Consider the following 20,620-nt stretch of genomic DNA (forward strand, 5'->3'; position numbering starts at 1 on the left):
CGGCCTTGCATACATTCCTATTGTCATTGCCGGCACGGGAGCTATTCCTGGCCGCCGGAATTCCTCGCGCACGCGAAAACCCGTCCGGGTGATTCAGATATTCACCACGACTCGGCCTTCGGTCAGATTTCTGTCCAAGGCCGGAGCTTTTCCGGATTGAGCACGGCCCAGATGCGCTTGATCCGGTCGCCTGCGACGTCGAACGCCATCACCACGACGGTGGCGCCGTCCTGCCGGGCCACCAGCCCGGGCCGGCCGTTGACCGTGCGCTCCAGGATGGTCACGTCGGGCGCCAGACGGGCGATCTCGACGAAGCGCCGTGCGAGGCGCTCGCGGCCCTCGATCGGGCGGAGCACGGCGTTGACGACTCCGCCGCCGTCGGCGGTGCCCGTGACGTCGGGGTCGAGGAGGTTGACGAGGGCGTCGATGTCCTTGGCCTCCCACGCCCGCTTGAAGTCCCTGACGATGCCGGCCTGCCGGGCCGCGGGCGCCGAGGGCGGTTGTGCGGCGCGGATGCGGCGGCGGGCCGAGGTGGCCAGCTGGCGGCAGGCCGCCTCAGTGCGCCCGACGATCCCGGCCACCTCGGCGAAGGAGTAGCGGAAGACGTCGTGCAGGATGAACGCCACCCGCTGGGCGGGAGTCATGGATTCGAGCACGACGAGGAAGGCCATGTTGACCGACTCGTCGAGGGTGACCCGATCGGCCGGGTCGGTCCCGGCGGCGCCCGGCCGGTCGGCGCTCCACTCCGACTGCTCGGGCAGCGGCTCCGGGATCCATTCGCCCACATAGCGCTCGCGCCGGGCCCGCGCCGAGCCGAGCAGGTCGAGGCAGATGCGGCTGGCGACCGTCGTCAGCCAGGCGCCGGGGGAGTCGATGGCGTCCTGCTGCTCCCGGGACATGGCGTACCAGCGGGCGTACGTCTCCTGCACGACGTCCTCCGCGTCGGCCAGGGAGCCGAGGAGCCGGTAGGCGAGATTGATCAGGTGACGCCGCTCGCTCATGATCGCGCTCAGGCCCGGATCGGGCCGGGCGTGTGCCGGCTCGGATGGCGTGGTCATGGTGCCGCGGCTCCCTCGTTCGCATCTGTCCTTACCCGTTCGACGAGACACGGCACCGAACTGTGAGGGTGACGCGCCACCTTGCGTTCCGCGGGCCTGCGGCACAGCCCGCCGAGCGACCGTACCCCCGTGCCCCCGCCGGAGTCACCCGGCGGGGGCACGTGCGGTGCCGGTGTCGGGCCCGTCAGTGTGCCGGGCCGTCGGGCTCTCAGGAGAAGGTGACGTCGCTGCAGATGTAGTACGCCTGGTCCATGTGCGAGGCCTGCCAGATCGTGAAGACGATGTGGCGTCCGCTGCGGCCGGGCGCGCTGGCGTTGAAGGTGATGTCCTGGCTCGGGGCGTAGCTGCCGGTCTCGCGTACGAGTTCCAGGTTGCCCCAGGTGAGCGGCTGGGTGGCGGGGTTGAAGCCCTGGCGGGTGACGTAGACGCGGAAGTAGTCGGCGCCGTGGCTGGCCTGGTCGTACAGGTGGAGCTGGAAGTCGGTGCCGATGGCGGTGGTCTTCCACTCGCCCACGGCGTCGAGCGAGTTGTAGCGGCCGCCCTCGGTCCGGCCCCCGCTGCAGAGCTGGCCGTCGGGGACGGCTGCCTGGTGGTTGCCGCCGACGTTGTTGCGGTAGAGGCCGTTCCAGTTCCACATGGCGTTCGGGTTGTCCTGCCAGGCCTGCCAGCACATGGGGTCTTCCTGCTGCATGGCCGGGTTGAGATGGTCGTCGCCCCAGCGCAGCCAGCAGCCGTAGTTCCGGGAGGCGGGGTTGATGATCGACCCGTGGGCCGAGGCGGACTGGGCCCACGGCAGCAGGCAGAGCAGGGCCGCGGCCACGATGGTGAGGACACGAAGCGCCCGGCGGGTGGGTACGGCGGGCTGGTGTGGTTGCATTGTGCGTTCTCCGTCTGTCCGGTATCGGTGGTCCGGGATGATGGGAGCGCTCCCAACCGTCGCTGTCACCTGTCGACGTGGAGGCGGCGGTTGACTGCTACCTTCACGGTCAGCCTTGTCGGCTGTCAACACGGGTGTGCTCGTACGGGGCGCTCGCGTGTCCCCGTACGAGCCGTGAGCAGCGTGGATGCCTCGGCCGGCCATCTGGCGTGTATGAAATTTCATGAAAGACAGTGCGGGCGAACCCGCCGCCGGAGGTCGCCGAGCCTAGTCGTCCTCGGTGAACACCATTTCGCGGCGCCTGCGGATCGTCGGGAGGACGGCGACGACGAGCGCCGCCAGAGCCACGGCCAGCAGCACCGCGGAGATCGGCCGGGTCAGGAAGACCGACGCGTCGCCGCGGGAGATGATCATCGCCCGCCGCAGGTTCTCCTCGAGCAGGGGTCCGAGGACGAAGCCGAGCAGCAGCGGCGCCGGCTCGCAGCCGCACTTGATCAGGATGTAGCCCAGGAGCCCGAAGAGCACGATCGCGTAGACGTCGAACGCGTTGAACCCCAGCGAGTACGTCCCGATCGAGGCGAACAGGATGATCATCGGGAACAACACCTGGTACGGGATGCGCAGCATGCGCACCCACATGCCGATCAGCGGCAGGTTCAGCAGCACGAGCAGCACGTTGCCGATCCACATCGACGCGATCAGGCCCCAGAACAGCGCGGGCTCGTCGGTGATGACGTTCGGGCCGGGGGTGATGCCGTGCACGATGAACGCGCCGACCATCAGTGCCATCACCGGATGGGCGGGCAGCCCGAGGGTGAGCAGCGGGATGAACGACGTCTGCGCGGCCGCGTTGTTGGCCGACTCAGGGCCGGCGACGCCCTCGATCGCGCCGTGCCCGAACTCCTGCGGCCGCTTTGAGATGCGCTTCTCGACGGCGTACGAGGTGAACGAGGCCAGCACGTGGCCACCGCCGGGCAGGACGCCGAGCGCGGCCCCGAGACCGGTGCCCCGCAGGATCGGGCCGACGATCCTGCGCCGGTCCTCGCGGGTGGGCCAGAGGTTCTTCACCTTGCTGACGATCGCCGTGCGGGTCTGCTCGTTCTCCAGGTTGCGCAGGATCTCGGCCACGCCGAACATGCCGACGGCGACCGACACGAAGTCGATGCCTCCGTACAGCTCGCGCTGTCCGAAGACGAACCGGGGCGTGCCGGTGTAGATGTCCTGGCCGACCGTGCCGAGCAGGACGCCGAGGAAGATCATCGCCAGAGCCTTGATCGCGTTGCCGCGCGCCAGCGCGATCGACACGATCAGGCCGAGCAACACCAGCGAGAAGTACTCGGCCGGGCCGAACTGCAGCGCGACGCGGGCCAGCGGCGGGGCGGCGACGGCGAGCGCGACGGTGGCGATCGTGCCCGCGATGAACGATCCGATCGCGGCGGTGGCCAGCGCCGGGCCGGCCCTGCCCTGCCGGGCCATCTCGTGCCCGTCCAACGCGGTGACCGCCGCCGACGACTCGCCGGGCAGGTTGATGAGGATGGCGGTCGTCGAGCCGCCGTACTGCGCGCCGTAATAGATGCCGGCCAGCATGATCAGCGCCGTCACCGGCTCGAAGTTGAACGTGATCGGCAGCAGCATCGCCACCGTCGCCGTCGGCCCGATGCCGGGCAGCACGCCGACCGCCGTTCCGAGCAGCACACCCACGAAGCAGTAGAGGACGTTCTGGATCAGGAGGGCCGTCGAGAAGCCCAGGGCGAGGTTGTCGAGAAGTTCCATGCCTCAATCCGGATGTCGCGTCAGAACCCCAGCCACGGGCCCCAGAGCGGGAGCCGCAGCTGGAGCCCGACGACGAAGATGAGCGTGCCGGCCACGGTCAGCCCGGCGGACACGGCCACGGCCGTGAGCAGCCGTACGCGCGAACTGGCCAGCGTGGTGAGCAGGGCGGTCACCGCCGACGCCGGCACGAACCCGAGCCCCCGTACGGTGAATCCGAAGAACACGAGCGCGAGCGTGATGACGCCGACCGCACGCCAGGGGATCCGCCCGAACACGATCGCCTCGCCGGCGATGAGCCCCTTGATGACGATGGCCAGGCCCAGCGCGGCCACGAGCATGCCGACCAGCAGCGGGAAGGCGCCGGGGCCCATCCGCAGGGGGGTGCCCAGCTCGTAGCCGAGCGACCCCACCACGAACGCGCCACCGAGCAGGATGAAGATTCCCCCGGCGAGGACGTCGGGGAAGGAGCGGCGGCGCTCCACCTCAGGAGGCCTTGACGCCGGCGTCGGCGATGACCTTGCCCCAGGTGCCGAGCTGCTCTTCGAGCTTGGTCCTGTGCGCCTGCGGGGTCGCGCTCTCGGCCGGGACGGGCGCGGTGCCGAGCTTGGCCATCTGGTCGATGACCTTCTGGTCGGCCAGCGCGGCCTTCAGCGCCTCGGACAACTTCTGCACGACGTCCTGCGGCGTGCCCTTCGGGACGTAGAGCCCGTGCCACACGCTGACCTCCAGGCCGGGCAGCCCGGCCTCGGCCGTGGTGGGCAGGTCGGGCAGGCTCTTGACCCGCTCCGGCGTGGTGACGGCGTACGCCTTGACCTCACCCGCGGTGATCTGGCCGCTGGTGTTGGTCGTCTGGTCGCACATGAAGTCGACCTGGCCGCCGACGAGGTCGGTCAGCGCCGGGCCGGTGCCCTCGTACGGGACCTCCTGGAGCTTGACCCCGGCGGCGGTCTGGAACAGCAGGCCGCACAGGTGGGACGCGGCGCCGATGCCGGCGTTGGCCAGCGTGACCTTGTCGGCGTTCGCCTTCACGTGGGTCACGAGGTCCTTGAGCGTGGCGGGCGCGAAGTCCTTGCGGGCGACCACCGTCATCGGCACCTCGGTGACGAGCCCGACCGTCTCGAAGCTCTCCAGCGGCTGGTAGCCCAGGTCCTTGTAGAGGGCGGGCGCCGTCGACATGCCGATGTGGTGCATGAGCACGGTGTAGCCGTCGGGTTCCGCCCGCGCGACCTCGCCGGCGCCGACCGTGCCGCCCGCGCCCTCGACGTTCTGCACGACGATCTTGCCGCCGAGCTTGGCGGCCATCGGTTCGGCGATCAGGCGGGTGACGGTGTCCGTCGGGCCGCCCGCGCTGAACGGCACGACGATCGTGATGTTGTCGTCCGGGTAGCCTCCGCCGGCGTCGGCGGTGCCTCCACCTCCGTTGCCGGAACACGCGGCGATGAGCGAGACGACGCCGATCGTGGCGATCATCCGCGCGGTGGCCCGGTATCTGCTGGACGTTCTCATGTCGAGGCCTCCTCGTCAGCGCATTCGCATCCGTGGTGAGTGCGCGGCCTCAGTCTGGGCTGGCAGGGGCGCGGATAGTGTCAGAGGAATCCCAAGGAATGCGCAGGACGTCAGAGAAATCCCAAGAACGGGCTAACGCGGGCGTTTTACCGGGTCGTACAATCCACTATGCGGATCACCATCATCGAGGATGACGACCGCGTGGCGCGGGGTCTGGTGACCGTCCTGGCTCAGGCCGGGTTCGAGGTCCACCGCATCGCCACCGCCGCCGAAGCCGTGCGCGCCGACCCCACCGACGTGGTCCTCGTCGACCTGGGCCTGCCCGACGGCGACGGGCTCGACGTGATCCGCAAGCTGCGCGACCGCCCGGAAACCGCCGTCATCGCCGTGACGGCACGCTCGGAGGAGCACGAGCGCGTACGCGGCCTGCGCGCCGGCGCCGACGACTACATCGTCAAGCCGTTCGGCATCCCCGAGCTCCTCGCCAGGATCGACGCCGTCCTGCGGCGCACCCGGGTGGCCCGCGCCCTCAGCCACCCCGACGAGCCCCTCGTCCTCGGCCCGCTGCGGATCGGCGTCGGCACCCGCGAGGTCACCGTCGACGGCGCCCCCGTGACGCTGACCCGCAAGGAGTTCGAGCTGCTCCTGCTGCTGGCCAGGCGGGCCCCCAACGTGGTGAGCCGCGACGTCATCCTCGACCAGATCTGGGGCGCCACCTGGGAGTCCTCCAGCCGCACCCTCGACACCCACATCGCGGCGCTCCGGCACAAGCTCGGACCGGGCGAGATCATCCGTACGATCCACGGGGTCGGCTACCGGCTCCTGGCCGACCGGCCGGAGCCGGCCGGCTGACGCGCCATGCACCGTCGCCTGCTCGTCGTCCTGGTGCCTCTCGCGGTGCTGCTCGTCGCGGCGCTCGGGGTGCCGCTCAGCGTCACCGTGGCCGAGCGGGAGATCCAGGAGACGTACGTCGACCGGCTCAACGACGTCGGGCGGTTCTCGTCGCTGGCCGAGACCGCGCTCTCGACCGGGCGTACCGAGGCGCTCCAGCAGGAACTGGCCCGCTACCACGAGCTGTACGGCATCCCCGTCGCGGTGATCGACACCTCGGGCACGGTGCTGCTCGGACCCGCGGACGCCTACCAGGAGGCGGCCCGCGAGGAGCCGGCGCTGCCCCGCATCGTGACCGCGGCGCTGGCCGGGGCGAGACCCGAACCCTCAGGGGAATGGGCGCCCTGGGACGACTCCGCACTCGTGGTCGCCGAACCCGTGGGCCGGGACAGCGAGGTCGTCGGCGCCGTCGTGACGATCTCCGACCTGTCGAAGACGCGCTCCCGCATCCTCGCGCGCTGGGCCCGGCTCGCCGCACTCGGGCTGCTGCCGCTGATCGCGCTCGTGGCCGTCGCCTGGCCGGTGTCGGCGTGGGTGCTGCGGCCGGTGCGCGAGCTGGACGCGGCCAGCTCGCGCATCTCCCAGGGCGACCTCACGATCCGCGCGGACGCCGAGGCGGGCCCGGCCGAGCTGCGGCGGCTGGCGGAGTCGTTCAACACCATGATGGACGCCGTCGAGAACGCCGTGCAGCGGCAGCGGGCGTTCGTGTCCGACGCCTCGCACCAGCTGCGCAACCCGCTGACCAGCCTCCGGCTCGCGGTCGAGAGCCTGGAACCGCACCTGGGCCCGGCCGACGGGGCCGGGGCCGGCGACGGGCGTCAGGTGTACGCCGTCGCCGTCGACGAGCTGAAAGCCATGCAGCGCATGCTGAACTCCCTGCAGGCCAGCGCGCGGATGGAGAGCATACGGACGGCGTCGCCGGTGGACCTCGACGCGGTGCTGGCGACGCGGGTGGACCGGTGGCGGGCGCTGACGGAGAACGCGGGGCAGACGCTGACGGTCGACGTGCCGCCGGGACTGCGGCTGCTGGAGCCGTCCGGAGGGTTGGGCAGCATCCTGGACGAGCTGATCAGCAACGCGTTGCGGCTGTCGGACGCGCGTGCGGTGCAGGTGACCGCCCGGGCCGATCCCGGTGCGGCCGGCGGCCCGGGTGGCGGGCCCGGCGGCGGCTCCGGGGCCGGTGGGGTGGTCACGATCGCCGTCCGTGACGACGGGCAGGGGATCGACGCGTCCGAGCGGGTCCAGGCGCTACGGCGGTTCTGGCGCTCGCCGCGGCACCAGAACGTGCCGGGGACCGGCCTCGGACTGGCGATCTGCGCCGACCTGGTGGGGGCCGCCGGTGGCGAGTTGCGGCTGGAGGACGGGTTGCCGCGCCCGGCCGGGTCGGGGCACGGATTCGCCGCGGTGGTCGTGTTGCCCGCCGTGCCTCGGGTGGCGTCGTCGCCGGACGCGCCGGCTCCTGCCCCCGCCTGGGACTCGCCTGCGACCTCCGCGTGAGCCTCGCCTGGGACCCCTGATTCCCCCCGCCGGAGCGGCGCTCGGGATCAGCGCTTGCGGTCGCGGAACCAGGCGGCCGCGCCCGGATGGAGCGGGATCGACGCGGTGGAGATCCCGGTCCGTACGTTGATCTGCCACGCCTCGGGTACGGCTTCCGGACCGGCCCCTGCGGCGTCGGGCCCGCCGGAGGTGATCGTGCCGGTGTGCGTGAAGATCGTGTCGGTGATGGCGTGGACCATGTCGTCGGGCAGGTCGTTGCGCGCGAGAAGCACGTTCGGGACGGCGAACGTGCGGGTGGCGGGGACACCGGCGTAGGCGGTCGCGGGGATCATGGCCGGAGTGTAGGGACCCGGGAACGCCGTGAAGAGCGCGGGCGCCTGCTCGTCCAGGTGGATCAGCCGGATCGCGTGTTGCCGGGCCAGCTCCGTGATGGCGGGTGTCGGGACGCCGGTCAGGGAGAACATCGCGTCGATCTCGCCGTCGCGCAGCGCCGCCGCCGACGCGGCCTGGCTGAGGTAGCGGCCGTCGGCGTCCACCGGCCCGGACTCCAGGACCCGCAGGGAGGTGAACTCCGTGCCCGAGTCGTGGGCGCCGAGGGAGACCCGCTTGCCCTTGAGGTCGCGGAACTCCTCGATCGGCGAACCGGCCATGACCACGAGGTGCAGGTGGCTCTCGTAGAGCCGGCAGATCGCCGAGAGCCCCTCGGGAGCGCTGCCGTCGGCCATGATCAGCGCGTCCAGGCTCGTCAGCCCGAGTTGCACCTCGCCCGCCCGCAACATCCGGATGTTGTCGGTGGACGCCCCGCTCGGCACGGTGCGCACCGTGGCGCCCGGCACCTGCTCGGAGATGTGGCCGGCCAGCGCGCCGCCGATGCGCCGGTAGACCGCCCCGGCCGGCCCGGTGGCCAGCCGCAGGTCGACCTCGTCGGCTTCGGGCTGCCGGCCGCACCCGGCGAGCAGCCCTCCAGCGGCCAGGAGCACCGCCCGCCGGCTGGGCCGCGGCTCCGGGTTCAGCAGCACCATGCCCGCGATGATACGGACGCTCGCCTTCGTGCTCGGCGACTCCGTCTGGAAACCGCACCCACATGGACCTCAGCCGAGGAGCGTCGTCAGCCCGTCGTACTGGATGCGGGCGGTCACTCCCAGTTCCGTGCTGCCACGCCAATCCGCGCCGAACTCCGATTCGGCGATCAGCCAGCCGTCATACCCCACACGCTCAAGCGCCCGCAGGATGGCAAGATAGTCGAGCTCTCCGTTGCCCACCTCGGTGCCGCCGCCGGTGACGCGCTGCTCGATCCGGTACGCGCCGAGGTACGCCGGCGGCTGTTCTCCGCCATGTTCGACGCGCTACGCATCGAGAGGGCGGCACTCGCCGACATGCCCGTCATAGGCGCCGCGACCCTGGCTCTCAGGGAGTTCTTCGCCGCCCCTTTGGAACATCCGCATCGCCCCTAACATGACGCCCGAGGCATCCGCGAGAGCGCGGTGTCCCCTTTGATAAGAGCCAGGCGCACGGTGGCGAACCCGACGGTCACGAGCACCACGAGCACCGGCCCGGCGTGCACGATCGGCAGCACGGGACCGGGCACGAGGGACGACAACGCGTACCCGGCCAGGGCGGCGGGCGCCACGGGCGGCCGCGAAGCTATCCCCTCACCAGGGTGGTCAGATGGGAACCCGCCTGCACCTTGGCCACCTCGTCGGCGAGCAGCCTGTCGTTCAGCAATTCGAAGTGGTCGTCTCTGCACAGGCCGAAGACCTGGCCCATGTTCTGCCGTCTGGCTCTGGCGTAAATTTCGTTGAAATGGTGATCGTAGTGAACGGAGAACAGGATCTTGATCTTCGGGTTCATGGCGTGCAGCCTGCCGATGCGCTGGAAGAACAGGTCATACCGGCCATCGCCCTCCCAGTAGTCCCACCAGTCCTCGGCATGTCGCTGGATATGCGCCAGGTTCTTCTTGCTGATCTTGTGGAGATATTCCGACATGTTGCGGAACTCAGTCAGGTTCTGCGGGATGCGAGCGACCTCTTTGAGCTCCGCCAGAGGGTCGGACGGATTCATCGTGGCGAACGCCCCGGACACGACCATCGACGAGTGATTGATGTTGGGATCCAGTAGCAATATGGCCGAGACATGTGGATCTCGTGTCGGATGGGCCTGCCAGAATTCGCTCAGCCTGATGATCATGTCGGCTCCTAACGAGAAGCCGACGAGAACCATCTTCTTCTGCGGATACTTCCTGCGGAGGCTGTTGAGAGCGCCGTTGACGAGTTCCACGTGGGTGGTGAGGCCCACCGGCCGGTATCGCTCGTCCCGCGCCTCGTCGGTGTTGAACCCGAAAAGGGTCAGCGCCGCCGTGTGCTCCCGCGCGATGTTCATATAGGGCCGGAAGTCGTTCGCGTCGAGCCCGAGCCCGGGCAGGAGCAACGCCAGGGTCCTGGAGCCGGTGGCACGTTCCAGATAATGCAGCTCGCGTCCGATCACCGCCTCGTCGTCGGGGAGGTCGTCCTCGAAATCGTCCATGTGGATGTCGAAGGACTGGCTGAGAATGCTCCGGTTTCCCTGCCTGCGCCGCTCCACCATGCCGCGCACTTGCCAGGTGGCCGCGCACAGGATCACGGCGAGGAGCGGAACGGTGAAAGACGCAGCCGTCATGTTCACCCACATCCACTCGATCGCCTTCCTGGCCTCGTCGCTGTAGATCCCGATGACCACGCCGACGGTGGCGCCCACTCCGCCGATCAGTACGCGGTATCGCCGGAACAGGCTTGGGAGGGTCTTGCGCCCGTCGATGCTCTCAGCCACCTCCGGCCTGCCTCCGCCCGCCGATGACGACGGGCAGATCCGTCCCCACCGTGACCGTACCGAGAAGGTGAGCGTCGCCGGCCTCCGCCAGGTGCAGTGGCGACGGGTGTCCGACGAGCCGGCCCCGCACCCGGCAGCCCGGGCGGAGAAGGGCGTGGCTGGGGTTCATGGTGAGGAACAGTCCCGGGGAGGTCATGTTCTGCATGACACATCGCTCGATGGCTGCCTGAACGTGTTCGCCGTACTGGAAGAGAACGAAGTTGCACGTGATGACGTTGAACCGGTTCGCGCGAATGAACTCGGCCAGCCGAGGCAGGTCGAGCATGTCGAGTTCGCGGATCACGACGTCGCCCTCCACGTCCGCTGTCTGCTCGAAGGACCACAACAGCTCCTCGAATCGCTCCTCGTAGTACGGCGACGGACCGTAGCAGGCGCGTACCCAGTCCATGGTGGGCAGCGGGTGTGCGTCGACCCCATAGCGAACGGCCAGCGGTATGACGTGATAGTCGGGGGCCCATGGCTCCCACGTGAGGTCCGCGGCGAACCGATCGTAAACGGTCTTGTTGTTGAGCTGGCGAGGTAAAATCCCGATTCCCGTCCCCAGGTCGAGAAAGCGCACCTCGTCAATTCCGTGTGCGGCGGCGAACGCTCCGATGAGCAACTGCGGCACCAGGAAGCGGCGGGCGCCCGTGAAGGAGTTCGACCGTCCAAGCAGTTCCTTGGCCAGCGTCTCCTCGTTCCGCCCGACCAACTCGACAAGGGCGTGCACACGCGCCGTCGCATCACCGGGCACGTCGAACAGGGCTGTCGTCCCGGGCTCACGCAGGGCGATGTCGCGGACCGCGGCGCTGATCAGCGTGATGAGGTGGGCGTCACTGATGCCCGGCCGGGCAGCCCATACGGCGTACAGCAGGCGGTGGAAGGCCGGATCTCCAGCGTCGAGCACTCCGCCGAACGCCTGGTGGAGCACGGACCATCCATGGTGGCCCTGCTGATGTCGTTGAATGGCCGTGAGAGTACGGCCGAATTCTTCTCGCCGCTCGCGGAACACGGTGCTCCCCTCGGGTCGCAGACTACGGAGAAACCTCTCTTACCGGGGCATCCGGCTGGGCAGTGGTCAGCACCCTCCCGTGCCTTCCGTGGGCGGGTCCCGCCGGCGACGACGCCGTCCGCTTTCTGCCGGGGGTTTCGACGCGGCGTCCCCGGGCACCGGCGACACGGTCATCCGCCGGACACCTCAAACGGAACGTGTAGGTGTCGGCGAACTCCAGCACGATCGAACGTGCCCAGGCAGGCACGTCGAGCCGGTCCATCGCCTCGATGACGGCCACCATGCAGTGCCGGGCGGCGCCAGCCAGACGCCGGTCGTTCATCGCGTCCCGGGCGGCGGTCGTCCAGTCGGCTCTCAGGACGGGCCGAAGCAGGGATTCGACGATCCCTACGGCCTTTTCCGAGGCGTGCCGGTCGTCGAGCAGCGTGCTCACCGTGACGATGGGCACCACCCAATTGTCGCCTTCCTGGGCGTCGATCATCCTCAACTCCAGATAGCCGCGCGGACGAACCGGAGGAATCACTGATCGGAGGTGACTGCGCAGATCGTCGGAAGAGACGGGCCGCGGCCCCGCGCCACGCAGCCAACTTCGCATGGTGAGGTCGATGGGCGGATCCTGCAGGGTGCGCGTGTGCGGTTCTTCGATGCTCACCACCCGGGCGTCCAGCACATATTCCGCCCATCCCTCCCGGGGGTCCCCTTGGAGAGGGAGCGGGTTCGTACGGGTGGGATCTGTTCTGAATCTGAGCATTTGTCGCCCGGAGCGGCCTGCCACGCCGGCATCGACCGGAGAGTTGGCGAACATGGCTGTGAACACAGGCCCGAGGCTGTTGGCCAGCCACCACCGGCGTCTCCAGCCGCGCCAACCCGATGATCTATCGCCTGCATCGATATTTACCTGGGCAGAAGCGGCATTGCACATCATGATGCGGCCATTAGGCCCATATCGGTCATAACTCCGCTCCAGTGCTACATATCGAGGTATGTCGACTACGCGGACCGCTGGGCGATCGTCCAGCCCTTTCCCCACCAGGCACAACCCTGAGTTCGTGGCCGCGCATCGGAGAAGCGCCAGATCGCAGGCCGTCGCTTCGAGACATTCCGCGAGGGAGTCGGCGGGGGCGGTGCTCAGCTCGAGCTGTCCACCCGGTTCGACCGATATATAGCCCTTACCGGGCAGGGAATCGACATCGATTTTCAGAATCGCTTGCATCTCCGCGAGCCCGACCCGCATGTCGGGTGAGCCGCTGCGGATGACCAGCCACTCTAACTCGGCACCTACCCGGCCTACATGAGCACGCGAGAACGCATTGTTGTAGATCCATTCCTTCGCCGCGAACTCCGTCATCGTGCTGCTCACGCACCACCTCTTCCCCGTGCCCTCGCCAAGAGCGCGGCGGCCTTATGCAAGTACGTGCCGAATGGAGTTATCCCGTGTAGCCTATTAAGCCAGCAGGGGTTCTAGCTGTCCATAGTAATCCAGCACCGTATGGACCACTAAAGTCCCGCTCAAATCCCCCATAAGGGACAGTCAGCTGTGGTCGGCCGTAATGCCAAAGATCGCTCCGACGTTCAACTCAAGCCTTGGAAGCAGCGATGAGAACCGAACTCCTCACTTCTCCGGTAAGTGATCAATCGGGACAGCAGTTGACCTATATTGAAAGATCTTCACCCTCCTCGGCCATGGTGATATTCCTGCACGGGCTTGGTCTGGACGCCGACGACTATCGCGATTACCTAGAACACCATGACGAGCATCACAGCATCGCGATAACCCTCTTTGGTTTCGAGGCGAGGACATCCGTTTCTGGTCGGCCGATTTCGCTGTCCGACCATGTCCGGATGGTCGCCGAGCTGATCAGCGAGCTCAATGTCAAGAATCCCGGTAAAAGAATCCACCTGGTCGGGTTCTCGCTGGGTGCAGATCTGATTCTCCGCCTCGCCGAACACTGGCGGGCGGACCCGTCATCGGCTCCGCCGATAGCGGAGACGCTGCTCCTCGACCCGAACGTGAACCAGTCGACGATGACCATCTCGAAACTGTTCGCCGAGGCAGACCGGGCAGATCCGCTCTCGGTCTTCAAGGAGCTGATCTGTCTGTCCGCGGACCTGGAGCTGTTCCGCACACTCTGCTCATACCTTCTCAAGATCTCGAAGAAGGACTTCGCCCAGCTCTGGCAGCTCTCCCGCGACATGCTCGACTACTGGGACCCTGACGGCTACACCCAGATCGGCGCGCGCCTGGCAACGCTCGCCGGGGTCTCCGGAGAGGTGCGGGTCGTGTTGTCAGCCCCGTACACCGAGCACCGGGCCTCCCTCGAGAAGGCGATCCGGCACGAGCCGCGCATCTCGGTTGAGCTCACCGACCTGGGACACTTCGACCTGATCAGCGAGGATTCCCTCTCACGTCAGTTGCACTCCGTTCGCTGAAGCACCCTGACCGTCCGCGGAGCCATGGCACGGCCGGCGGGATGCGACGATCGGCGGGTGGACACATGTGTCTTCTGCGAGATCGTCGCCGGGCGGGCTCCCGCCTACCGGGTGATGGAGGACGAGCACGCGGTCGCGTTCCTGGACCGCGCCCCCGCCGCGGCGGGCCACACGCTGATCGTGCCTCGCAATCATGCGCGGGATGTGTGGGAGCTGCCGGAGGACGCCTGCGCCGAGGTCGCCCGGCTGGTGCATCGGGTGAGCGCGCTGCTGCGGGTGGCGCTGGCTCCCGACGGATTGTCGGTCACCCACGCCACGGGGGAGGCGGCCGGGCAGGACGTCTTCCACTTCCACGCGCACGTCGTCCCGCGGTGGCGGGGTGACGGCGTGAGGCTGATGTGGGAGACCCGGCGAGCTTCGTCCCAAGAGTTGCAAGAGGTGCTGGAGCGGGTGACCGCGGCTCGGTGAGCGGTTCCGCCGCTGTCACGTCATCTCAGGAACTCCCGTGCGCCCCGCAGCCGGGTCCGGAGCCGCCGCTGGGTCATGCCGCACTCCAGGCGCACGTCTACCGGGCCGGGCACGCCGGCGTCCGCTCTCCGGGCGGAGGGCAGCCGGTCGGCGTCGAGGCCGTCGCGCCGGGCGATGAGCCGCCCCAGCTCGTACCGGCTCACCGCGTCGGCCCCGGCGACGTGGTGGGTGCCGTGGTGGCCGGAGACGGCGAGTTCGAGGAGCGCCGCGGCGAGATCGGCTGCCGTGGCGGCGGCCAGGGCCACGTGCGCGGCTCCCGTCGCCGTGGTCGCCCAGTCCGTCTGCCGGTAGGCGGCGTTGATCACGACCTCTGGCCGGCGTGCCGAGATCAGCGTCCCGACGTCCTCTCTCCGGCGCACGTCGAGCGGCGACCATGCGACGCCTTCCGTCTCTCCTGGCCGGGAGAGGTAGGTCGCGGCGACCTCGTGTCCGGCGGTGGAACACTGCCGGGCGAGTTCGCCGCCGAGCAGGCCGCTGCCGCCGACGATGAGGAACCTCATAGCGGGCCACCATAAACGATCCTCCCTGTACCAAGATCGTTCGTGCGGGTAGGGTGTGGACCCCCAAGACACCGCGAGGTGAGGCGTGCACCAGATCCGAACGGAGATCCACATCGCGGCATCTCCCGAGCAGGTATGGCAGATCCTCTGCGATTTCGACGCCTATCCGGAGTGGAACCCGCTGGTGCCGAGGATGCGGGGCGCCGCGGTGACGGGCAGCCGGCTGTCCCTGCCGACCGCCCTCTGGCCCGGTGGCCCCGTCGTCATGCCTATGCGCGCGACAGTGGAGGACGCGACGCCGCCGCGGCGGCTGGCCTGGCGTACCAACATGATCGCGCGGGGCGTCGCCAGCTCGGTGCACGCTTTCGAGCTGTCCCTCGACCAGGAGCGTGGTGGCACGCACGTGCGTCACCAGGAGACCGTCACCGGGGCGGCCGCTCCGGTGATGTGGCCGATGTTGCGCCGGTTCGAGCCGGTGTTCGAGCAGCTCAACCAGGCGCTGAAGAGCCGGGCCGAAGCGTCGTCCTAGCTCTCGCCGGCACCAGTGCGCGGGGCGGTCAGTGGTGCTCGGCGTAGTGGCGCGCGAGCAGGTCCTCGCCCCAGTCGTTACGCAGGTCACGCCACACGGAGTGGATGTGGTTGGCGTCGTCCTGGGTGTTGTCGTACTCCAGCAGGAACGTGGGCCCGGCGACGCAGTAGTAGTGGCCCTGCCCGCGCTGGTCGGATCCCATCCAGGCGAACGTCACCTGGTCGAGGCCGGCGTCGAGCACGTCGCGCCAGCAGGTCTCGCCGTACCAACCTGGGGCGCGGTCGAAATAGCGGCGGATCAGCCGTTCGAGCAGATCCTTGGACGACGTGGACATGTCGGCACGGGACAGCCCGCGGGGTACGCGGCCGGGATCGGCCGCGGGGTCGTTGCGGGTGAGGACGTCGTCGGGGGCCACCTGGCTGGTGACCGCGATCGAGCGCTGGTGCGGCGCGAGGTCGGCGAGCAGCGCCCGGCCCAGCTCCTCCTCTTCGGCGAGCAGCCGCAGACCCCGCTGCGGCCCGGACAGGACCATGGCCGGCTCGGCGCCGAGGAAGCTCGGCGTGACGGCGACCGCGTCGCCGGCGACCGTGATGTGCACCGCGAGGTGGTGGCCGTTGACCCGCCACGTCCACGGGTCCGCTCCTCCTGGGTCGCCGAAGACCCGGAACCAGTAGCGGTCGCCGTCGATCTCGTCGACGCCGGTCGCCAGCCGGCGCCGGATGCGTTCGAGCTCGATGACGCCTCTCGCCGTGCGCGCACCGGCCACGCCGCAGCCGGCGTCGAGCAGGGCGAGCGCCAGCTCCTGCTGCCCGGAGGTCATCTCGGCCAGCGGCAGTCCCGGACGGGGCCCCGGCAGATAGGACCACTCGGTGCGCTCGGGCGAGCCGAACGCCGCCGTCGCCGCGGCCCTCCGCTCGGTGTCGAGTGAGCCGAGGAAGCGCAGCACCGCCTGGCGCATCGTATGGACGTCATGGGCACTCATGGAAGCTTCCTTAACGGGAGGAGGGAGCCGTGAAGGTCAGAACACGGTTTCTGACGCCACGAACCGCAACATCCTGCAATCTAAACGACAGCAAGGTGGTACGGATCGTCGATCGTCCCCGTTCAGTCCGCCCGCGCGGCGTGGATCGCGCTGAACGCCAGGAGAGGGGCGGCGGTCCGTGCCGGATCCTCCAGAATGGGCGTGTGCCCGAGACCGGGCAACATCTCGATCCTCGCTCCGGGGACGACGCGGTAGCCGGCGGCGGACGAGGACCGCCATCGACGGTCGCCTTCGCCGAAGATCACCAGCAGCGGCTTGCCGAGCGCCCTCAGCCGATCCGGCAGCGCCCGCTCCTCCAGGTAGGCGCGGGTGGCCTGCATCGTGGTGGTGAACGTGTGGTAGGTCATGCTGCGCACCTCGTCCAGGAACTCGTCCGGGATCCGGTAGCCCGCGCGGCTGAACGCAGGGCCCGCCAGCCGGCGGATCTGCTCGTTGGCCGGCGGCCACTGGGAGGGCCCGATCGCGGCGGTCTCCGGTGCGATGAAGGCGTCCAGGCTCGGGCCGGTGTTGATGAGCGCGAGCGCGGTCACCAGGCCGGGTCGCTGCTCGGTGAGGGCGGTGGCGACCGCGCCGCCGCTGGAATGGCCGGCGACCAGGGCACGCTTGACGCCGAGCCGGTCCAGTGCCATGCCGACCCGGCGTCCCTGCTCCGGGAGCGCGTAGCTGCGGTCGGCGGGTTTGGCTGACCGGCCGTGCCCGAGCAGGTCGATCCGGATGACGCGATGAGCTCCGGTCAGCATCGGAACCAGCGCGTCCCACGAGCGGGTCGAGGAGGCGGACCCATGGATGAGCAGGAGCGTGGGTGCGTCGCGGGGGCCGTCCTGGCACACGTGGATGTCGCCGTCGTCCAGGGACAACGTCGTACGCTCCGTGGCCTCGGCGTGCGGTCTGCCGTCAGGAATCGTCATGGTGCCACTGTGGCCGCCGGTACGCACCGGTGGATTGGACGAATGTTCCCCTCAGCCGGCTCGCCTAGCATGGGACGGTGCGGACGTTCGTCCACGGCGCGGCGGTGTGGGGCGTCGCGCGCCCACGGAGGCCCAGCCGGGTGGCCGGTGTCACCATGGCCGGGTTCCGGGCTCATGACCTGAGCGCGCTGCGCATGATCCCGCACCCGGCCGTGACCCTGATCGTGGAGTTCGGCGCCGGTTCGCCCGTGGTGGACCATGCCGCCGGGCGGCTGCGGGGCAGCGTCGCCGCCGGGCCGGGGATCGGGGCGGGAGGCGCGGTCTGGGCGTGGGGCGAGCACGTGGAGTGCGTGCAGGTGCGCCTGTCTCCGGTGATCGCACGCGCGGTCCTCGGCGTCTCCCCGGCCGAGCTCGACGGCGCCGTGGTCTCCCTCACCGACCTGTGGGGCCGTGCGGCGTCACGGATCCGCGAGCGACTGGGCGAGGCCTCGTCGTGGCAGGAGCGTTTCGCCCTGGTCGACTTGCTGATCGCCCGCCGGTTCGCGGCTGGAGTGCCCGTGGACGGGGAGGTGGCCTGGGCCTGGAGACGCGTCGTCGGCGGCCGTGGCGTCGTCAGGATCGACGCGCTCGCGGGGGAGACCGGCTGGAGCCGCAAGCGCCTGTGGTCGCGGTTCCGCTCGCAGCTCGGCCTGCCGCCCAAACGCGCCGCGAAGCTGGTCCGCTTCGACCATGCCGCCCACCGTCTCGTCGCGGGTGAGGGCGCGGCCCTCGTCGCGGCCGACACCGGCTACGCCGACCAGTCCCACCTGCACCGCGACGTCGTGGAGTTCACCGGGGCGACCCCGGCGACCGTGGCCGGAGAGCCGTTCCTCGCGGTCGATCCTCTCGCCTGGTCCGCTCACGTCGCGGAAGTGCTTGGGTCCGGTCGCCGGCCGTCGCCGGACACCGGCGCCCAAGATCGAACCATTTGACCTCCGATGGGATCACACTTGATGACCATAAGTCCGCCGACTCGTAACATGTTCGTGGACATCATCATCATGATGATCTCGGTGGGTTCAGGCGCGGTCACCCGGGCGGTGGCGGGTCCAGCCCTGTGAGGCGGTCACCGGACGGCCACGCGCGGGCTGAGGTTCGACGGTGCGGCCCTCGTACGGCGTCGAGAGCACGACATGGGAGTTCATCTCGCCGTGCTCGCCCAGCCGTTCGAGCAGCCCTTCCAGGTGCGGCATCGAGGCGACCCGCACCTTGAGCATCGTGCACCAGCTGCCGCTCAGCTTGTGCACCTCGGTGACCTCGGGCAGGTCCTCGGCGGCCGTGGTCTTGAGCAGGCAGCGGCCGTGCGCACAGCGCATCTGGACGAAGGCCGTCAGCGGCTGCCCGGCGCTCGCCGGGTCGATGCGTGCCTGGTAGCCCGTGATCACCCCCGAATCCTCCAGCCGCCGTACGCGTTCGGCCACGGCGGGCGCCGAGAGGTTGACGCGCTGGGCGAGCCGGTTGAAGGAGAGCCGCCCGTCGCGCTGGAGCTCGCCGATGATGCGCCAGTCCGTCTGATCCAGCGGTCTGTCCATGTGCAAAGCCTCGCACGCCGGATGCTTTGCGATCCAAAGGCGCACAGCCCTGAAATCCGTTGTTCGCCCATTCATCGGCGGATGCGGCGTTCCTATCGTGAAGGCCATGGTTGTGGAGGCGCAGGCGGGCCGGGCGACCCGCACAGGACGGGCGATGGCGGCGCTGTGCTCGGGCACCGCGCTGATGAACGCGGCGATGGCGGTCGCGAGCGTGGCGGGCACGCTGGTCGCGGGGGACCGGCTCGGGACGGGCTGGGCGGGCGTGCCGGCCACGGCGGGCATCATCGGGACCGGCGCGGGCGCGCTCGTACTGACCCGGTTGACGAACCGCGCGGGCCGGCGCGCGGCCCTGGTCACCGGCTACGTCATGGCGGCGGCCGGAGCCTGCCTGGCGGTCGCCGGGGTCGTCGCGGGCGACATGATCGGCCTGACCGCCGGGATGGCGCTGCTCGGGCTCGGCAACGCGGGGGCGCAACTGTCACGGTACGCCGCCGCCGAGCTGCATCCGGCGCATCGCCGGGGGTCCGCGATCGGGGTCGTGGTGTGGTCGGCGGCCTTCGGAGCCGTCGGCGGCCCGCTGCTGCTCGACGCGTCCGGCGACACGGCCACGGGGATGGGGCTCACGTCGCGGGCCGGGCCGTTCCTGCTGGCCTCGCTCGCCTGCGCGGTGGCGGCGCTGGCCTCCGTCGCGGCGCCCGCGCGGGCGGGCTCCGCCGCCGCGCCGCGCATGTCCTTACGGCGGCTCGCCCGCACGCCGGCCGCGCGGTCCGCGCTGGTCGCCATGGTGGCGGCGCAGGTCGTGATGGTCGCGGTGATGACGGCCGCGCCGCTGGAGATGCACCTGCACGGCGACGGGCTGGGCGCGGTCGGGTTGACGCTGTCCGCGCACACGCTGGGCATGTTCGCGCTGTCCCCGGTGACAGGCCGCCTGTTCGACCGTTTCGGCGCCCGGCCGGTGATGCTCGCCGGGCTGCTCCTGCTGGTCGTCTCGGCGGGATCCGCCGCCTTCCCGTCGGTACGGCCCGTGGCCCTTTTCCTGCTGGGCTACGCCTGGAACCTGTGTTTCGTCGCCGGCAGCGGCCATCTGGCCAGTGACCTGCCCGAGTCCGAACGGCTGCACGTCGAGGGCGCGGTCGACGCCGCCGTCTGGACCGTCGCGGCGGGCGCCGGCCTCCTGTCCACCGTGATCATGTCCGCCGGAGGGTACGGCGCACTCACCGCGACGGCCTGCGCCGTCGCTGTCCTGGCCACGCTCGCGCAGGCGCGCCCGCGGTGGGGCCGCTGAGCTCGGGGGCATCGGACACACTCAGATATCCTCGATGGCCGCCTCGCTGGCCCGCTCGGCACGCCGGTGGGTGTCGGAGTGCTCGATGATGCCGTCGGCCACCCGGCCGAGATGCTCCACGAGCGACGTGTACGCCTGCGGCATCACCCGCAGCAGGTCCGCGTACTCGGCGTCGAACCCGGCGCTGGGCTCCATGGCCTCGCTCACCGGGTGCATGCCCGCGCCGGCGAACGTCCGCTTGGCCAGGTCGTCGAGCCGCCCGGCCACCTCCCGGACGGCGTCCGAGGCGGCTCGGAGACTGGTGTGGTCGACTTCCTGATCGTCCCTGCGTGCGCGAGCCATGCGCAGATCCTAGTCAGGGCGCGGCGA

At 69.8% G+C, this 20,620-nt stretch carries 23 protein-coding genes; 7 read left to right on the plus strand and 16 right to left on the minus strand.

Annotated elements, in window-relative coordinates; translation table 11 throughout:
• Positions 1 to 122: 122 nt before the first annotated feature.
• The 5 genes from sigJ to ABGB01_RS33925 all read right to left on the minus strand — a co-directional run bounded on the left by sigJ (position 123) and on the right by ABGB01_RS33925 (position 5,214).
• Positions 123 to 1,058, minus strand: a complete 936-nt coding sequence (gene sigJ, locus ABGB01_RS33905) for an RNA polymerase sigma factor SigJ (protein WP_347777660.1) — start codon at positions 1,056 to 1,058, stop codon at positions 123 to 125.
• Positions 1,059 to 1,266: 208 nt separating this feature from the next.
• On the minus strand, positions 1,267 to 1,935 hold the full coding sequence (locus ABGB01_RS33910; RefSeq protein WP_347777661.1) for a lytic polysaccharide monooxygenase auxiliary activity family 9 protein: 669 nt from the start codon (positions 1,933 to 1,935) through the stop codon (positions 1,267 to 1,269).
• A 267-nt stretch (positions 1,936 to 2,202) separates the two neighbouring features.
• A complete protein-coding gene (locus ABGB01_RS33915) occupies positions 2,203 to 3,708 on the minus strand; it encodes a tripartite tricarboxylate transporter permease (RefSeq protein WP_347777662.1) in 1,506 nt (501 codons plus the stop codon).
• A gap of 20 nt (positions 3,709 to 3,728) precedes the next feature.
• On the minus strand, positions 3,729 to 4,190 hold the full coding sequence (locus ABGB01_RS33920; protein ID WP_347777663.1) for a tripartite tricarboxylate transporter TctB family protein: 462 nt from the start codon (positions 4,188 to 4,190) through the stop codon (positions 3,729 to 3,731).
• A gap of 1 nt (position 4,191) precedes the next feature.
• Positions 4,192 to 5,214 carry a tripartite tricarboxylate transporter substrate-binding protein gene (locus tag ABGB01_RS33925; RefSeq protein WP_347777664.1) on the minus strand — a complete coding sequence of 341 codons (1,023 nt, stop codon included), beginning with the start codon at positions 5,212 to 5,214 and terminating at the stop codon, positions 4,192 to 4,194.
• 168 nt (positions 5,215 to 5,382) lie between these two features.
• Here ABGB01_RS33925 and ABGB01_RS33930 point away from each other — a divergent pair, with 168 nt between their 5' ends.
• Both ABGB01_RS33930 and ABGB01_RS33935 read left to right on the plus strand, forming a co-directional pair.
• A complete protein-coding gene (locus tag ABGB01_RS33930) occupies positions 5,383 to 6,066 on the plus strand; it encodes a response regulator transcription factor (protein WP_347777665.1) in 684 nt (227 codons plus the stop codon).
• Positions 6,067 to 6,072: 6 nt separating this feature from the next.
• Positions 6,073 to 7,602 (plus strand): HAMP domain-containing sensor histidine kinase, encoded by a 1,530-nt coding sequence (locus tag ABGB01_RS33935; protein WP_347777666.1) that lies wholly within the window; start codon positions 6,073 to 6,075, stop codon positions 7,600 to 7,602.
• A 47-nt stretch (positions 7,603 to 7,649) separates the two neighbouring features.
• Here the strand turns inward: ABGB01_RS33935 and ABGB01_RS33940 are convergent, their stop codons facing one another.
• The 6 genes from ABGB01_RS33940 to ABGB01_RS33965 all read right to left on the minus strand — a co-directional run bounded on the left by ABGB01_RS33940 (position 7,650) and on the right by ABGB01_RS33965 (position 12,818).
• Positions 7,650 to 8,624 (minus strand): TAXI family TRAP transporter solute-binding subunit, encoded by a 975-nt coding sequence (locus ABGB01_RS33940; protein WP_347777667.1) that lies wholly within the window; start codon positions 8,622 to 8,624, stop codon positions 7,650 to 7,652.
• Between the two features lie 69 nt (positions 8,625 to 8,693).
• A complete protein-coding gene (locus ABGB01_RS33945; protein ID WP_347777668.1) occupies positions 8,694 to 8,864 on the minus strand; it encodes a hypothetical protein in 171 nt (56 codons plus the stop codon).
• A gap of 188 nt (positions 8,865 to 9,052) precedes the next feature.
• The gene (locus ABGB01_RS33950) at positions 9,053 to 9,232 is read right to left on the minus strand and encodes a hypothetical protein (RefSeq protein ID WP_347777669.1); all 180 of its coding nucleotides are present in this window, start codon (positions 9,230 to 9,232) and stop codon (positions 9,053 to 9,055) included.
• 14 nt (positions 9,233 to 9,246) lie between these two features.
• A complete protein-coding gene (locus tag ABGB01_RS33955) occupies positions 9,247 to 10,335 on the minus strand; it encodes a hypothetical protein (RefSeq protein WP_347777670.1) in 1,089 nt (362 codons plus the stop codon).
• 64 nt (positions 10,336 to 10,399) lie between these two features.
• On the minus strand, positions 10,400 to 11,377 hold the full coding sequence (locus ABGB01_RS33960; protein ID WP_347777671.1) for a hypothetical protein: 978 nt from the start codon (positions 11,375 to 11,377) through the stop codon (positions 10,400 to 10,402).
• A gap of 103 nt (positions 11,378 to 11,480) precedes the next feature.
• The gene (locus ABGB01_RS33965; RefSeq protein ID WP_347777672.1) at positions 11,481 to 12,818 is read right to left on the minus strand and encodes a glutamate-cysteine ligase family protein; all 1,338 of its coding nucleotides are present in this window, start codon (positions 12,816 to 12,818) and stop codon (positions 11,481 to 11,483) included.
• Between the two features lie 323 nt (positions 12,819 to 13,141).
• On the opposite strand from ABGB01_RS33965, the gene ABGB01_RS33970 reads away from it, so the two are divergent.
• Together ABGB01_RS33970 and ABGB01_RS33975 are read left to right on the plus strand one after the other, a co-directional pair.
• A complete protein-coding gene (locus ABGB01_RS33970; RefSeq protein WP_347777673.1) occupies positions 13,142 to 13,888 on the plus strand; it encodes an alpha/beta hydrolase in 747 nt (248 codons plus the stop codon).
• A gap of 57 nt (positions 13,889 to 13,945) precedes the next feature.
• The gene (locus ABGB01_RS33975) at positions 13,946 to 14,356 is read left to right on the plus strand and encodes an HIT family protein (protein ID WP_347777674.1); all 411 of its coding nucleotides are present in this window, start codon (positions 13,946 to 13,948) and stop codon (positions 14,354 to 14,356) included.
• Positions 14,357 to 14,376: 20 nt separating this feature from the next.
• Here ABGB01_RS33975 and ABGB01_RS33980 read toward each other — a convergent pair whose 3' ends face one another.
• Positions 14,377 to 14,916, minus strand: coding sequence for a sugar nucleotide-binding protein (locus ABGB01_RS33980; protein ID WP_347777675.1), 540 nt, complete (start codon positions 14,914 to 14,916; stop codon positions 14,377 to 14,379).
• 85 nt (positions 14,917 to 15,001) lie between these two features.
• On the opposite strand from ABGB01_RS33980, the gene ABGB01_RS33985 reads away from it, so the two are divergent.
• On the plus strand, positions 15,002 to 15,445 hold the full coding sequence (locus ABGB01_RS33985; protein ID WP_347777676.1) for an SRPBCC domain-containing protein: 444 nt from the start codon (positions 15,002 to 15,004) through the stop codon (positions 15,443 to 15,445).
• A 28-nt stretch (positions 15,446 to 15,473) separates the two neighbouring features.
• Here ABGB01_RS33985 and ABGB01_RS33990 read toward each other — a convergent pair whose 3' ends face one another.
• Both ABGB01_RS33990 and ABGB01_RS33995 read right to left on the minus strand, forming a co-directional pair.
• On the minus strand, positions 15,474 to 16,427 hold the full coding sequence (locus ABGB01_RS33990) for a DUF3500 domain-containing protein (RefSeq protein ID WP_347777677.1): 954 nt from the start codon (positions 16,425 to 16,427) through the stop codon (positions 15,474 to 15,476).
• Between the two features lie 122 nt (positions 16,428 to 16,549).
• Positions 16,550 to 17,395 carry an alpha/beta fold hydrolase gene (locus ABGB01_RS33995; RefSeq protein WP_347777678.1) on the minus strand — a complete coding sequence of 282 codons (846 nt, stop codon included), beginning with the start codon at positions 17,393 to 17,395 and terminating at the stop codon, positions 16,550 to 16,552.
• Between the two features lie 77 nt (positions 17,396 to 17,472).
• Here ABGB01_RS33995 and ABGB01_RS34000 point away from each other — a divergent pair, with 77 nt between their 5' ends.
• The gene (locus ABGB01_RS34000) at positions 17,473 to 18,366 is read left to right on the plus strand and encodes a helix-turn-helix domain-containing protein (RefSeq protein WP_347777679.1); all 894 of its coding nucleotides are present in this window, start codon (positions 17,473 to 17,475) and stop codon (positions 18,364 to 18,366) included.
• A gap of 87 nt (positions 18,367 to 18,453) precedes the next feature.
• On the opposite strand, the gene ABGB01_RS34005 is transcribed toward ABGB01_RS34000, so the two are convergent.
• The gene (locus ABGB01_RS34005; RefSeq protein ID WP_347777680.1) at positions 18,454 to 18,966 is read right to left on the minus strand and encodes an Lrp/AsnC family transcriptional regulator; all 513 of its coding nucleotides are present in this window, start codon (positions 18,964 to 18,966) and stop codon (positions 18,454 to 18,456) included.
• 106 nt (positions 18,967 to 19,072) lie between these two features.
• On the opposite strand from ABGB01_RS34005, the gene ABGB01_RS34010 reads away from it, so the two are divergent.
• On the plus strand, positions 19,073 to 20,251 hold the full coding sequence (locus ABGB01_RS34010; RefSeq protein WP_347777681.1) for an MFS transporter: 1,179 nt from the start codon (positions 19,073 to 19,075) through the stop codon (positions 20,249 to 20,251).
• A 21-nt stretch (positions 20,252 to 20,272) separates the two neighbouring features.
• Here ABGB01_RS34010 and ABGB01_RS34015 read toward each other — a convergent pair whose 3' ends face one another.
• On the minus strand, positions 20,273 to 20,593 hold the full coding sequence (locus ABGB01_RS34015; protein ID WP_347777682.1) for a hypothetical protein: 321 nt from the start codon (positions 20,591 to 20,593) through the stop codon (positions 20,273 to 20,275).
• Between the last annotated feature and the right edge of the window lie 27 nt (positions 20,594 to 20,620).

Origin of the sequence: Nonomuraea sp. B5E05, from assembly GCF_039880665.1 — a bacterium.
In the GTDB taxonomy this organism is placed as follows: Bacteria; Actinomycetota; Actinomycetes; order Streptosporangiales; family Streptosporangiaceae; genus Nonomuraea.

Excerpts from the sequence above, each read along its gene's own strand:
- ABGB01_RS34015 (WP_347777682.1), bottom strand. The coding sequence starts at position 20,593 with ATGGCTCGCGCACGCAGGGACGATCAGGAAGTCGACCACACCAGTCTC.
- ABGB01_RS33930 (WP_347777665.1), top strand. The coding sequence starts at position 5,383 with ATGCGGATCACCATCATCGAGGATGACGACCGCGTGGCGCGGGGTCTG.
- sigJ (WP_347777660.1), bottom strand. The coding sequence starts at position 1,058 with ATGACCACGCCATCCGAGCCGGCACACGCCCGGCCCGATCCGGGCCTG.
- ABGB01_RS33910 (WP_347777661.1), bottom strand. The coding sequence starts at position 1,935 with ATGCAACCACACCAGCCCGCCGTACCCACCCGCCGGGCGCTTCGTGTC.
- ABGB01_RS34010 (WP_347777681.1), top strand. The coding sequence starts at position 19,073 with ATGGTTGTGGAGGCGCAGGCGGGCCGGGCGACCCGCACAGGACGGGCG.
- ABGB01_RS34005 (WP_347777680.1), bottom strand. The coding sequence starts at position 18,966 with ATGGACAGACCGCTGGATCAGACGGACTGGCGCATCATCGGCGAGCTC.
- ABGB01_RS33925 (WP_347777664.1), bottom strand. The coding sequence starts at position 5,214 with ATGAGAACGTCCAGCAGATACCGGGCCACCGCGCGGATGATCGCCACG.
- ABGB01_RS33935 (WP_347777666.1), top strand. The coding sequence starts at position 6,073 with ATGCACCGTCGCCTGCTCGTCGTCCTGGTGCCTCTCGCGGTGCTGCTC.
- ABGB01_RS33940 (WP_347777667.1), bottom strand. The coding sequence starts at position 8,624 with ATGGTGCTGCTGAACCCGGAGCCGCGGCCCAGCCGGCGGGCGGTGCTC.
- ABGB01_RS33915 (WP_347777662.1), bottom strand. The coding sequence starts at position 3,708 with ATGGAACTTCTCGACAACCTCGCCCTGGGCTTCTCGACGGCCCTCCTG.
- ABGB01_RS33970 (WP_347777673.1), top strand. The coding sequence starts at position 13,142 with ATGGTGATATTCCTGCACGGGCTTGGTCTGGACGCCGACGACTATCGC.
- ABGB01_RS33990 (WP_347777677.1), bottom strand. The coding sequence starts at position 16,427 with ATGAGTGCCCATGACGTCCATACGATGCGCCAGGCGGTGCTGCGCTTC.
- ABGB01_RS33995 (WP_347777678.1), bottom strand. The coding sequence starts at position 17,395 with ATGACGATTCCTGACGGCAGACCGCACGCCGAGGCCACGGAGCGTACG.
- ABGB01_RS33980 (WP_347777675.1), bottom strand. The coding sequence starts at position 14,916 with ATGAGGTTCCTCATCGTCGGCGGCAGCGGCCTGCTCGGCGGCGAACTC.